General features: G+C 49.6%; 9 protein-coding genes. 4 read left to right on the forward strand and 5 right to left on the reverse strand.

The window, feature by feature from the left end; genetic code table 11:
• Positions 1-166 precede the first annotated feature (166 nt).
• From ACO6VE_RS13095 to parC, 3 genes are all read left to right on the forward strand, one after another.
• Complete coding sequence (locus ACO6VE_RS13095) at positions 167-1,453, forward strand: UbiH/UbiF/VisC/COQ6 family ubiquinone biosynthesis hydroxylase (RefSeq protein ID WP_422461670.1); 1,287 nt, start codon at positions 167-169, stop codon at positions 1,451-1,453.
• 257 nt (positions 1,454-1,710) lie between these two features.
• Complete coding sequence (locus tag ACO6VE_RS13100) at positions 1,711-3,171, forward strand: di-heme oxidoredictase family protein (protein WP_422461671.1); 1,461 nt, start codon at positions 1,711-1,713, stop codon at positions 3,169-3,171.
• A gap of 114 nt (positions 3,172-3,285) precedes the next feature.
• Positions 3,286-5,541 (forward strand): DNA topoisomerase IV subunit A, encoded by a 2,256-nt coding sequence (gene parC, locus ACO6VE_RS13105; RefSeq protein ID WP_422461672.1) that lies wholly within the window; start codon positions 3,286-3,288, stop codon positions 5,539-5,541.
• Between the two features lie 108 nt (positions 5,542-5,649).
• On the opposite strand, the gene ACO6VE_RS13110 is transcribed toward parC, so the two are convergent.
• The 5 genes from ACO6VE_RS13110 to trxA all read right to left on the reverse strand — a co-directional run bounded on the left by ACO6VE_RS13110 (position 5,650) and on the right by trxA (position 10,955).
• Positions 5,650-6,297 carry a TetR/AcrR family transcriptional regulator gene (locus tag ACO6VE_RS13110; protein ID WP_101745326.1) on the reverse strand — a complete coding sequence of 216 codons (648 nt, stop codon included), beginning with the start codon at positions 6,295-6,297 and terminating at the stop codon, positions 5,650-5,652.
• A 160-nt stretch (positions 6,298-6,457) separates the two neighbouring features.
• A complete protein-coding gene (locus ACO6VE_RS13115; RefSeq protein WP_422444319.1) occupies positions 6,458-7,186 on the reverse strand; it encodes a hypothetical protein in 729 nt (242 codons plus the stop codon).
• A gap of 71 nt (positions 7,187-7,257) precedes the next feature.
• Positions 7,258-8,727: a 4-hydroxy-3-polyprenylbenzoate decarboxylase gene (gene ubiD, locus ACO6VE_RS13120; RefSeq protein WP_422461674.1), complete on the reverse strand. Its 1,470-nt coding sequence runs from the start codon at positions 8,725-8,727 to the stop codon at positions 7,258-7,260.
• Positions 8,728-9,040: 313 nt separating this feature from the next.
• A complete protein-coding gene (rho, locus tag ACO6VE_RS13125) occupies positions 9,041-10,300 on the reverse strand; it encodes a transcription termination factor Rho (RefSeq protein WP_101745328.1) in 1,260 nt (419 codons plus the stop codon).
• A gap of 331 nt (positions 10,301-10,631) precedes the next feature.
• Entirely contained in the window at positions 10,632-10,955 is a 324-nt protein-coding gene (gene trxA / locus ACO6VE_RS13130; protein ID WP_101745329.1) for a thioredoxin TrxA, read from the reverse strand.
• 408 nt (positions 10,956-11,363) lie between these two features.
• Here trxA and ACO6VE_RS13135 point away from each other — a divergent pair, with 408 nt between their 5' ends.
• Positions 11,364-12,869 (forward strand): exopolyphosphatase, encoded by a 1,506-nt coding sequence (locus ACO6VE_RS13135; RefSeq protein WP_422444324.1) that lies wholly within the window; start codon positions 11,364-11,366, stop codon positions 12,867-12,869.
• The last annotated feature ends 266 nt before the right edge of the window (positions 12,870-13,135 follow it).

The raw sequence follows: 13,135 nt of genomic DNA on the forward strand, positions 1-13,135 counted from the left end.
CGTTCTTTCTCAATAATCCCTTCTCAGCCAATAGCATCTTCCTCCGAAGGGTGCCCCCGGACACTTCATTTGACTAATTCCATTCCCGGTGAAAAGATCCTGATCGGGAAGATAGATGGTGTGCGCTGCTGCACGGATTTATGACGCTTACATACAATGCTTGTTTATGAAAAGAACAGACGCACAAAGTGATGACCGGCAACACTACGATGTACTTATTGTCGGCGGCGGTATGGTGGGTGCCACGATTGCCTGTGGCCTCGGCCAGCAGGGAATAAAGGTTGCCTTATTCGACCACTGTGCGCCATCGCCATTACCAGTGGACGCACTACCTGAACTGCGAGTATCTGCGCTCAGCACAGCATCGGAGGAAATTCTTCGCCAACTGGGCGCATGGCCACATATGCAGTCCATGCGTATGACGCCGTATCGTCGTATGGCGGTGTGGGAAAAACTGCACTCCCCCTTTGGCAAAGAGATAGATTCAAGAGCCAACCGGGTGATGTTTGACGCCAGGCAGATTCATCACTCGCAGCTGGGTTTTATTGTTGAAAACCGGGTGACTCAATCAGGTCTGTTAGAAGCCATCAAATCCTACCCATCCGTCTCTTTTTTCTGTCCGGTCAGTATTCAAACCATTCATACCTCTTCGACGCCCCCGGTGATTGAGTTGTCCGATGGTCGTCGCTTTTCCGGTGATCTTTTAGTGGGGGCAGACGGTGCTAACTCACGGGTTCGCCAAGCTGCCGGGCTGGGCATAAAACAACGGGATTATGAGCAGCAATGCCTGGTGGCAACGGTCGAAATTGTCGGCGGTTGCCAGGACATTACCTGGCAGGCCTTTACCCCGACAGGTCCGGAGGCCTTTTTGCCACTGCCGGATATTAACGGCAGAAGTTACGGATCGATTGTCTGGTATAACCATCCGGAGAAAGTTCGGGAACTGCTGGCACTGTCCGAAGAGGACTTCATTGAAGCGCTGGTAACCACTTTTCCTGCTGAACTACCGGATGTTATTCAGCTCCATGAGCGTGGTGCTTTTCCTATTGCCCGCCGTCATGTTACTGAATATTTTCGCCAGGGGGTGGTTCTTGCCGGCGATGCAGCTCACACGATAAATCCCCTGGCAGGACAGGGGGTAAACCTCGGTTTGCAGGATGCCGCCTGGCTGATTGAAATTCTGGTGGATGCCTTGAGGGCCGGTGAAAACCCCGGCAGCCCGGAGGTTCTTGCCCGGTATGAACAGGCCAGGCGAAGCGATAATGCCTTGATGATGAACACCATGGACGCTTTTTACCATACCTTCAGTAATCAGAGTAAGCCGCTGCAGCTTCTGCGAAATCTCGGCCTGACTCTGGCTGGCAAGCTGTCCCCTGCGATCAACCAGGTGATGAAGTACGCCATGGGGCTTTCTGGCAAACAGCCCAGGCTGGCAACCGGAAAAAAACGATAAATCCAACATTGGTCTTGTTGTTATGGCCTGCGGTGTGTTCAACGCCATGATTTCTGACTCTCTGTGCTGACGGCTCATTTGCATATCACCGTTAGCCCGGGCAATTGATTATTGTCGGACTTTTGCCGATTAACAGCAGTACAAATAAACAAAAATAACACATGAAGACAGCCTCAATTTAAAGCACGCTCATCGTGCTTCTGCCTTCAGGCTTCCCTGGCAGCAACTGTTATGAAGGATTGATTTCAAGGATGATCATGACTAATAACCCCTTTTTCATCATCTTAAGTCTGCTGTTTTTGCTCGCTGGCTGTGATTTTTCCGAAGACGATAAGAAGCGGCCAGCTTATGAACAGTTCCAGCCGGGGGAAGATATGCCCGGTGGCACTGCTTCTGTTTGGGTTTCCGGGTTTAATACCATTGCCAAGCCTTCAGCCAATATGCCGGTATTTAACCGTTTAAACTTTCATAAAGGCAATGCGCTGTTCCGCCAGGACTGGCAACCGGAATCCGGGGATGATCTGGCTTCGGATGGGTTAGGGCCTCTGTTTCATACCGCCAGCTGCAGCGGTTGCCATATTCATGACCGAAGAGGCCATGCACCAGAAGATGGAGAGGAGACCGATGCATCGGTTCTGGTTCGGCTCAGCATTCCCGCAATCACGGATGAGCAGAAGAAACGCTTGAAAAAATCAGGCGTGATTCCTGAGCCTACCTACGGTGGACAGCTGCAGGTTAATGCCCTTGAGGGTGTGAAGCCTGAAGGGAAGGTCAGGGTTACCTTTGAATATTTCAAGGTAGCCTTTGCCGATGGTCATCAGGTTGAGCTTCGAAAACCGATATTCACCATGGAAAACCTTGGCTATGGGCCCCTGGCTGAAAACACCATGATATCCATGCGGATTACGCCATCAATGATCGGCATCGGCCTGCTGGAAGCCATTTCCGAGAACAGCCTGCTGGCGAATGAAGACCCTGAAGATCAGGATGGTGACGGTATTTCAGGCAGGGCCAACCGGGTCTGGGATATCCAGAAGCAGAGAACCTCCATTGGCCGGTTCGGTTGGAAAGCCGGGGTGCCAACTCTGCGACAGCAGTCGGCTGCAGCATTCAACGGAGATATGGGGCTGACCACCAGCCTGTTTCCAGATGAATCCTGTACTGAGTGGCAAAAGGATTGCCTGGCGGCTCCCAGCGGTGCGGCACCGGATGTATCTGACTTTGTTCTGGATAAAGTGGTATTTTACAGCCGTAATGTGGGGGTGCCTGTTCGCACCAATGCCAAAAAGCCAGAGGTGCTAAAGGGCAAGAAATTATTCAATGAAGCGGGTTGCGCGGGCTGTCATCAACCCAGTTTCCGAACGGCGTCCATGGATGTTCAATCGGAAACCGCCATGACCGTTATTGAGGAGGAGCAGGCGAATCAACTGATCTGGCCTTACAGTGATTTTCTTCTGCATGATATGGGGAAGGGGCTTGCGGATGGCCGCCCGGAGTTTCTGGCCTCTGGGAGAGAATGGCGCACACCGGCACTCTGGGGTATTGGTCATACCCAGCTTTTGGATCGAAGAACCGGCTTCCTGCACGATGGTCGTGCCAGAAGTTTAATGGAAGCGATCCTCTGGCATGGCGGTGAAGCCAAACAGTCCCGGGGCAATGTGTTAAAGATGAATGTCCGTGAGCGAAAGGCCCTGGTGGCTTTTATCGAATCGCTTTGATTTCTGCCAATGTGGTTAAAAAATCTTATTGTGATACCACCATAACTTTTAGAACAAGAAAGATACTTGTTATCATGACGGATTTATTATCAGAGTCCTGAAACAGGTTTAAGCATGGCGGAGCAGATCATTATTGGCGACGATGGAGTTGAGCGTCAGTCCCTGAGAGCGTATACCGAAAACGCGTACCTGAATTACTCCATGTACGTCATCCTGGATCGTGCCCTGCCCCATATAGGGGATGGCCTCAAACCTGTCCAGAGACGCATTATCTACGCAATGAGTGAGCTTGGCTTGAAAAATACCGCCAAGTTCAAGAAGTCTGCCCGTACCGTGGGTGATGTGCTCGGTAAGTTTCATCCCCACGGAGACAGCGCCTGCTACGAAGCCATGGTGTTGATGGCACAACCTTTTTCCTATCGCTACCCACTGGTGGATGGACAGGGCAACTGGGGCTCGCCTGATGACCCTAAATCCTTTGCCGCCATGCGTTATACCGAGTCCCGCCTCACTAAATATGCGGACTCATTGCTGGGAGAGCTTGGCCAGGGCACGGTGGACTGGGTGCCAAACTTTGACGGAACACTGGAAGAACCATCCATACTGCCAGCGCGCTTACCCAATCTTTTACTGAATGGCACCACCGGTATTGCTGTTGGTATGGCAACCGACATTCCACCGCACAATCTGCGTGAAGTGGCCAACGCCTGTATTCACCTGCTGGAGAACCCAAAGGCAGCGGTTGCCGAGCTTTGTGAACATATTCAGGGGCCTGATTTTCCAACGGAAGCTGAGCTGATAACCCCTCGGTCAGACCTGATCAAAATGTATGAGTCGGGCAGGGGCTCTTTACGAATGCGCGCGGTCTACCAGCAGGAAAGTGGTGATATTGTGGTGACGGCCCTGCCACACCAGGCATCCGGGGCGAAGGTTCTGGAGCAAATCGCAGCGCAGATGCAAGCCAAGAAGCTGCCAATGGTCGCTGACCTGCGGGATGAATCCGACCATGAAAATCCGACTCGTCTGGTGATCGTTCCCAAGTCTAACCGGGTAGATACCGACAGCCTGATGAACCACCTGTTCGCCACCACTGACCTGGAAAAAACCTACCGGGTTAATATGAACATGATCGGTGTTGATGGACGCCCCCAGGTTAAGGCGCTCAACAAAATGCTGGGCGAGTGGCTTACCTGGCGCAGTGAAACGGTACGTCGCCGTTTACAACACCGGCTGGATAAAGTGCTCAGCAGACTTCATATTCTTGAAGGTTTGATGATCGCCTTTTTGAATATTGATGAAATTATCGAAATCATCCGTACAGAAGATAAACCCAAAGCCATTCTTATGGAGCGCTTTGGGCTTTCTGATATTCAGGCCGAAGCCATCCTTGACCTGAAATTGCGACATCTGGCCAAACTTGAAGAAGTAAAGATTCGTGCAGAGCAGGACGACCTGGAGCGGGAGCGCAATTCACTTGAGTTGACCTTGGGATCAGAAAGACGTCTTAAGACGCTTATAAAAAAAGAGCTCAAAGCGGATGCTGAAAGTTTTGGCGACGATCGTCGTTCTCCCATCGTCGTAAGATCTGAAGCCCAGGCATTATCACAATCAGATTTGATGATTTCTGAGTCTGTCACCGTCGTACTGTCCAATAAAGGCTGGGTACGTTGCGCCAAAGGCCATGATGTTGATCCGTTGACGCTTAATTACAAATCTGGCGACGGCTATCGTTTATCTGCAAAAGGGCGGAGCAATCAGACTTCAGTGTTTCTCGATTCTACCGGGCGAGCCTACTCCGTTCTGACCCATACGCTGCCTTCGGCACGAGGGCAGGGTGAACCATTAACCGGACGAGTCAACCCTCCCTCCGGCGCAACCTTTGAAGGTTTGTGTGTTGGTGACGCCAGTGATTGTTATCTGCTGGCCAGTGATGCGGGTTATGGTTTTATTGCACAATTCTCCGATATGGTCAGTAAAAACAAGGCCGGAAAAACCCTGCTGACGCTGCCCAAAAATGCCCATGTACTGACACCAATGCCCGTAAGCGGCAACAACCCGATGCTGGCCGCCATCACCAATGAAGGACGAATGTTGGTATTCCCATTGCAGGACCTTCCCAAGCTTGGCAGGGGGAAAGGCAATAAAATTATTAATATTGCCTCTGCCCGTGCAGCCGAAAGAAGTGAGCTGATGACTCAGCTTGCCATCATCAATGACGGTGATGCGCTGACACTTTTTGCAGGCAAACGCCATGTGACTCTGAAAGCTACAGACCTTGAGCATTATCGTGGCGAGCGGGGAAGACGTGGCAACAAGCTTCCCAGGGGCTTTCAGAAAGTGGATAAGGTTGAAGTGATTTCTGCAGGGTAACCTGCAGAATGATTAAGCGTCTTTTCGGATAAGCCTTTCAAGGCTTATTCCGATGAACTTCCCCCATGGACAAATGTGATGACTAAAAGAGCATTTTAAAAGTTTGTTTTAGTTATTGATTCCACAGCCACCCAGTATCATCTGGCAGACACTTTCGGTATAGGCTTCCACGTCCTCGGCATCCAGGTCCTCTTTACCCAGAACAGAAGCAACCTGGGGACCATAGTCGACGTAGTATTGAGTCGTTGCCCAAATGGTAAATAACAGATGAACAGGATCAACCGGTCTCATCTTACCCTGGGCAATCCAACCATTAATAACCTCGGATTTTTCCTGAATCCAGTCATTAAAAGGCTGCAAATGCTCTTTAATATGCTGCCCTCCATGCAGTATTTCACTACTGAATATGCGGGATGCATTTGAATGAGCCAGCACATATTTCATTTTGGCCCGGATAAATTGTCTTAATGACGTTTCAGGATCATCATCTGGGTTGAGGCCACTGAAAACAGACTGCCATAGCTCCATGATGTGATTGAGCACCGCACCGTATAGCTCAACCTTACTATTGAAATAGTAGTGCACATTCGCTTTTGGCAAGCCAGCCCGGTGGGCAATATCGCGAATAGACGCTCCCTTAAATCCGCTGGCGACAAACTCATCTTCTGCGGCTTGAAGAATAATTTGAATGTTTTTCTGCCGGACCCGACTATTTTTTAATCCTGCCTGATCTGTTTTTGAGGGTGATGGTTGCATACTGAATACCGTACCTTGCATTGATTATACTCGATTTGAATATAGACAAGGGACGGGCTTTTTCCACGGCTTAATAAAAAAACGACAGTTTTCAAATAAAAAATACTGTCGTTTTTATTAAACTATATGAATTTTCTACTGTCGATGTGATTAAGCCTTATCAAGATCTCGGTGCGTATGCAAAGACATCAGAGTGAATATTTTTCGCCTGGAAATTTTCTGCTACCAGTGCATCAAATGTTGCATAAACCATCTGTGGAGATCCGCTGATAAAGACTTCACTGCCAAGGAGCAGGTTTTTGTCGTCTATGACCGCCTCAAACAAAAGCCCATGACGCCCTTGCCAGCCCGCTTCTCCAAGCGCGTCACTGACCACCGGGTGGTAGTGAAATTGAGAAGAAGCCCAGTGAATAGGAAGATTAGGCATATAAAACCCTTCTGGCGAACGAGCCCCCCAGTACAGGTAGATATCTTGATGCCCTGGCTTGTTCAGTGAGAACTCAATCATGCTTTTCATCTGGGCAAATCCGGTACCCGCAGCGATAAACACCAGTGGTTTATCCGGAACACTTGCAAGAAAGCACTGACCTTTTGGCATTCGGATTGAAATGCTCCCCTGCTCAAGCTCATTGAATAGTTCAATGGAATTAGCGCTGGAAGATAACTTTTGAATATGTAATTCCAGCTCCTTTTGACCGGGAACCGGGGGGCTGGCTATAGAGAACGCGCAGGCTTCACCACCTGCCAGGAGCATCTCAAGGTACTGCCCTGCCCGGTAGTCCGGGAAATAGCCCTCATGAGGCGTGAGGATGACACGGTAAATACCTTCCGATAACAACTGAAGATTGGCAACCTGGCAAGACTGGGTGGAAACTGGGTTGTTCTGCACGAATACCGCTACCTCTAACGCTTAAAACTTCAGGAACCCCGGGCTTCCTGAAGCCATATGCTACATAAGTATTAATTATCGATGCCAAGCTGATCCCAAATAGCATCAACCCGATGTTTAATGGTATCTGTCATCGAAATGGCTGTTCCCCACTCCCGGCTGGTTTCACCTTCCCACTTGTTGGTGGCATCAAAGCCGACCTTTGATCCCAGTCCGGCAACGGGAGAAGCAAAATCCAGGTAATCAATGGGCGTGTTGTCGATGAAGACTGAGTCTCTTTTCGGGTCCATACGGGTAGTCATCGCCCATATCACATCATTCCAGTCCCTGGCATTGACATCATCATCGGTCACAATCACAAACTTGGTGTACATAAACTGTCGCAGGAATGACCAGACACCCAGCATAACCCGCTTGGCATGCCCCGGATACTCCTTACGCATGGTAACGACTGCCAGCCGATAAGAGCAACCCTCTGGCGGTAAATAAAAATCAACAATTTCAGGAAACTGCTTCTTGAGAATAGGGACGAATATTTCGTTAAAAGCCAATCCCAGTATTGCCGGCTCATCCGGCGGGCGCCCTGTATAGGTGCTGTGATAAATGGGGTTGCGCCGGTGTGTCACACATTCAACCGTAAACACCGGGAATGACTCAACCTCGTTGTAATAGCCGGTATGATCGCCGTATGGGCCCTCATCCGCCATCTCCCCGGGATAGATAAAACCTTCAAGGACAATCTCGGCACTGGCAGGAACCTGCAAATCATTCGTGCGACTTTTGGTTAACTCGGTTTTTCTGCCCCTCAACAGACCGGCAAACGCATATTCTGATAATGAGTCAGGGACCGGTGTCACAGCACCAAGAATGGTCGCGGGGTCAGCGCCTAAAGCCACGGATACCGGAAAAGGGGTATCCGGGTGTTTTTTCTGCCAGTCCCTGAAATCAAGCGCCCCACCCCGATGGGATAGCCAGCGCATGATTAATTTATTCTTGCCAAGCAGCTGCTGACGATAAATGCCCAGGTTCTGGCGCTCTTTTTCCGGGCCACGGGTAATAACCAGGGGCCAGGTGATCAATGGTGCGGCATCCCCTGGCCAGCAAGTCTGAATTGGTAGCCGGGTTAAATCAATATCATCACCTTGCAGTACCACTTCCTGACAAGGTGCCGATTTAACCACCTTTGGTCCCATGTTCAGCACCTGTCTGAACAGCGGCAGCTTTTCAATGGCATCTCTTAAACCTTTTGGGGGATCCGGCTCTTTCAGGTAGGCCAACAGCTCACCCACTTCTCTCAGAGCACCGATATCCTTCTGCCCCATCCCCAGGGCAACCCGCTTCTGCGTGCCAAACAGGTTCGCCAACACGGGCATATCGAAGCCTTTGGGGTTTTCAAACAATAGGGCGGGACCACCTTTTTTCAGGGTTCGATCACAGATTTCAGTCATTTCCAGAACCGGGTCAACTTCAAACGTGATTCGCCTGAGTTCCCCCTGTTTTTCCAGCTGATCAATGAAATCCCGGAGATCCTTGTATTTCATGAATATTTCTTCTTTGGCTCTGACTTTTTCAGGCTTTGGCAGTTTTCTCCTGAACAGTGAAAACTACGTCAGTTGAAACAGATGATAAAGAGGTTATTGCTGTCTGATTATGAGGATCGAATAACCGAAGCTTGCCTTTCACGGTCTTTTCGGCCCGCAAAATGAACGGACTGAAAGATCAAAGTCTGACCGGGTAGTTGCGCAATGGCTCATTGGTAGAAACAGGCTTGCAGGGTGCTTTGGCCTTATCCCCCGGCAGGGACTGTGATCGTGATCGACATCCTTCTCACAGTCCTTCCTGTGGGAATAAAAATTACTTCCGTTTCATGGACTGGAAGAATTCTTCATTCGTCTTGGTGTGCTTCATACGGTCCAGCAGGAATTCAATGGCCTGAATTTCATCCATTGGGTGCAGGATTTTACGCAGAATCCACATACGCTGAAGCTCTTCTTCCGTGGTCAGCAGATCTTCACGGCGAGTGCCTGACTTGTTGATACCAATAGCAGGGAAGACCCGCTTTTCAGCCGCCCGACGGTCAAGGTGGAGTTCCATGTTACCGGTACCCTTGAATTCCTCAAAGATAACCTCATCCATCTTGGAGCCGGTATCAACCAGTGCGGTTGCCAGAATGGTCAGGCTGCCACCCTCTTCAATGTTTCGGGCAGCACCAAAGAAACGCTTCGGACGCTCAAGGGCATGAGCATCCACACCACCCGTAAGCACCTTGCCGGAAGAGGGAATCACAGTGTTGTAAGCACGGGCCAGACGGGTAATGGAATCCAGCAGAATAACCACGTCTTTCTTGTGCTCTACCAGGCGCTTGGCTTTTTCCAGCACCATCTCGGCAACCTGCACATGACGTGAAGGAGGCTCATCGAAGGTAGAGGCGACCACTTCACCACGCACGGACCGGGACATTTCGGTAACTTCTTCCGGACGCTCATCAATCAGCAGAACAATCAGGTAGCACTCCGGATTATTACGGGTAATGTTTGCCGCAATATTTTGCAGCATCAGTGTTTTACCCGCTTTAGGAGGAGAGACAATCAGGCCACGCTGACCTTTGCCAATGGGAGCTACCAGGTCGATAATTCGAGCGGTTAAATCCTCTGTTGCACCATTTCCCATCTCCATAGTGAGACGGTCCTGGGGAAACAATGGCGTAAGGTTTTCAAACAGGATTTTATTGCGGGCATTTTCTGGTTGGTCAAAATTGATTTCATTCACCTTGAGGAGGGCAAAATATCTTTCTCCCTCCTTGGGTGGACGGATTTTCCCGGAAATCGTATCGCCCGTTCTCAGATTAAATCGGCGAATCTGACTTGGGGAAACATAAATATCGTCCGGTCCCGCCAGATAGGAACTATCAGCGGAACGGAGAAAACCAAAACCATCCTGGAGAATTTCCAGAACACCGTCACCATAGATGTCTTCACCACTGCGTGCATGGCGTTTGAGTATGGTGAAAATTACATCCTGCTTCCTGGAACGGGCAAGGTTTTCGAGACCCATTTCATTCGCTATCGCCAGAAGTTCAGGAACAGACTTTTTCTTCAGTTCGGTAAGATGCATAACCAGTAGTGTGCGAATGTTAAATTGAAAGGTAAGTGGCCGTTGTCTTTGCAGGAAGATCAGAAAGTATTTGACTTATTATGATAAAGGACAGCTAAGTGTTGATTGATGCCTGCGAGTGTTTATAACGGCTGCCCTGTCTGGGCCATATCCCTGAGGTCAGAAGATTCCTGACAGCCCTGTGTAATTACAGTCTATATCCATTTCTGGAAAATAATCAAGAATTAAGACTTCGTCAACTGAATTGATTCAAAAATTTAATCAAATGGCTATAAAATTGAGGCCAGTCAAGTGGCTGTAACGGTCTGTCACAACCACCAATGACCAGCAATTACAGATTGCTATCCAAAAATGCGGTCAGCTGTGATTTGGACAGCGCACCCACTTTCGTAGCTTCTACGTTGCCGCCCTTAAACAGCATCAGCGTAGGAATACCACGCACACCGTATTTTGGCGGGGTTGCCTCATTCTCATCAATATTCAGCTTGCAGACGGTCAGCTTGCCGTCGTAGTCCTGGGCAATTTCATCAAGAACGGGGGCAATCATTTTGCAAGGACCACACCATTCAGCCCAATAGTCAACCAGTACCGGACCTTCCGCCTTCAGAACCACTTCTTCGAAGGAGTCATCTGTCACTTTGACAATTTCGCTCATGGAATGGATCTCCTAACCAGGGTACTTAATTAGTACTTAAAAGTGTTTAAAGTAAACTCAGGAGCCTTGACCGAGGGCAAGCCAAACAGGCTGCCAAAAGATATCACCGGCCCAGAACTGACCTATTATGCCTGATTCATGGAATTTTGTGGCTTTTTTTTCTATAAAAATGCCATTGAGCATGGAGGCTTATAAGATTGCCATATGACACAGGCCTGTTTTTCAGTCATCAGTGTAGCTTTGCCCCTGGCAATACAGCCAGTAGGATTTGTGTGCATAACTCGATTAAAGTTAACCTTTTAACATCGGTTATGCTCCGGTCTGCAACCCGGTATTGTCAGGTTGTTAAAACGAGCATTGAAAGCACTGAAAAACATAATATTTTCAATATATTAGCTATGAAATACCATGACAAAACAAGGGCGTAAACAGTCCGGCAGCCTACCTCTCGTAGCCGCCATAGACCTGGGCTCAAACAGCTTTCACATGATCGTAGCCAGGGTGGATCAGGGTGAAATCCGACCAGTAGAAAGGCTGGGCAAAAAGGTTCAGTTAGCTGCAGGCCTTAACCAGCACGACGAGCTAACGGCTGAAGCAATGAAGCGGGGCTTCAGTTGTCTGGAACAGTTTGCCCAGTACCTCGCTGGCAATACCTTTCAAGCGGTCAGAGTCGTGGGTACCAATGCCCTGCGTAAGGCGCGGAACAGCGATGCTTTTGTTGACCAGGCCCAGTCTATCCTGGGCTACCCGGTTGAAATTATCGCGGGCAGGGAAGAAGCTCGTCTCATTTACCTTGGTGTTGCCCAAACCCAGTCCGATGATAATGAGCGCCGTCTGGTGATGGACATCGGTGGCGGGAGTACCGAGTTCGTTATTGGCGAACGTTTTGAGCCAAAGTTGATGGAAAGCCTGCACATGGGCTGCGTGGTATTTACCGACCGTTTTTTTGGCACCGGAGAACTCACACCACAACGATTCCAGTCCGCTTATTACGCTGCACGACTGGAATTACTCAATATTGAACAATCATTTACCCATTTGGGCTGGGTTGATGCCGTAGGGTCATCAGGTTCAATTCGTGCGGTCAGCAGCATTCTTCAGGCCATGGGAGAGAGTGATACCATCACCCGGGAAAATCTGGAGATGCTCAAGCTCAAAGTCCTGAAGTTTAACCAGATCGGCCGTGTTCGTTTTCCCGGGCTGAAGCCTGATCGTCAGGCGATTTTTCCAGCAGGCCTGGCCATTCTCATGGCAGGCTTCGATGCCCTTGGCATCGAACGCATGCATTACTCTGACGGTGCACTTCGGGAGGGTGTTCTGCACGACATGCTCGGGCGGGACCGCCATGAAGACGTTCGGGAGCGAACCATAAATGCCCTGATGAGCCGCTATCATGTTGATGAGCAACAGGCCTTCAGGGTCATGAATCATGCCCGAAACTGCTTTGCCATGACGGCTGATATCTGGGAACTGGGCGACTGTGATCTTGAGCTGCTGTCCTGGGCTGCGCGTGTGTGCCAGATAGGGCTTGATATCTCCCATACACAGTACCATCGACATGGTGCTTACCTGATCGATAACTCTGACCTGATGGGGTTCAGCAAGAGAGAACAGCAGCAACTTGCGCTGCTCGTCAGGGGCCACAGACGTTCCATATCCAAATCACTCCTTTCCGCCTGGCCCAAGGCTGTATCACGCAAGCTGATGCGGCTGATTATCCTGCTGCGCATTGCCAATGTGCTGAGTCATGGTCGCGACGATACCTTACCGGAATATTCCATCAGCTTATCCGGCTCTACCATATCCCTGTTTTTCCCGGAAGACTGGTTAGAACAACACCCTCTGACCGAAGCATACTTTGACTCAGAACGAAGCTATCTGGCAAAAATAAGCTTCAAGTTACTGGTGGCATAGCAACGTGCATAAACGAATAAGGATAGATTGCGCCACTCTAATCGTCGGGTATTGATGCCGCCACCGGGCAGTAATTCCCGCAATAACTAAAATCCCTTTGCTACCAAGGGCTGGAAGCTTGTGGGACAATTTCAGCTACGCAGTCTAAAATAGAGGATATTTTTGTCAAAATACTAACACAGTGTCATATGCCTTCCTCTCATAATCATTCGGTTACCTCTGACCTCATTGATATTGTTTTTGAAAAAGTTCAAGAGATTCCTGAC

The sequence above is a fragment of the Endozoicomonas sp. ALB115 genome (assembly GCF_049310245.1).
Lineage (GTDB): Bacteria > Pseudomonadota > Gammaproteobacteria > Pseudomonadales > Endozoicomonadaceae > Endozoicomonas.

Bases quoted from the DNA above. Each gene is read 5' to 3' on its own strand.
- ACO6VE_RS13095 (WP_422461670.1), top strand. From the start codon at position 167: ATGAAAAGAACAGACGCACAAAGTGATGACCGGCAACACTACGATGTA.
- ACO6VE_RS13100 (WP_422461671.1), top strand. From the start codon at position 1,711: ATGACTAATAACCCCTTTTTCATCATCTTAAGTCTGCTGTTTTTGCTC.
- parC (WP_422461672.1), top strand. From the start codon at position 3,286: ATGGCGGAGCAGATCATTATTGGCGACGATGGAGTTGAGCGTCAGTCC.
- ACO6VE_RS13110 (WP_101745326.1), bottom strand. From the start codon at position 6,297: ATGCAACCATCACCCTCAAAAACAGATCAGGCAGGATTAAAAAATAGT.
- ubiD (WP_422461674.1), bottom strand. From the start codon at position 8,727: ATGAAATACAAGGATCTCCGGGATTTCATTGATCAGCTGGAAAAACAG.
- rho (WP_101745328.1), bottom strand. From the start codon at position 10,300: ATGCATCTTACCGAACTGAAGAAAAAGTCTGTTCCTGAACTTCTGGCG.
- trxA (WP_101745329.1), bottom strand. From the start codon at position 10,955: ATGAGCGAAATTGTCAAAGTGACAGATGACTCCTTCGAAGAAGTGGTT.
- ACO6VE_RS13135 (WP_422444324.1), top strand. From the start codon at position 11,364: ATGACAAAACAAGGGCGTAAACAGTCCGGCAGCCTACCTCTCGTAGCC.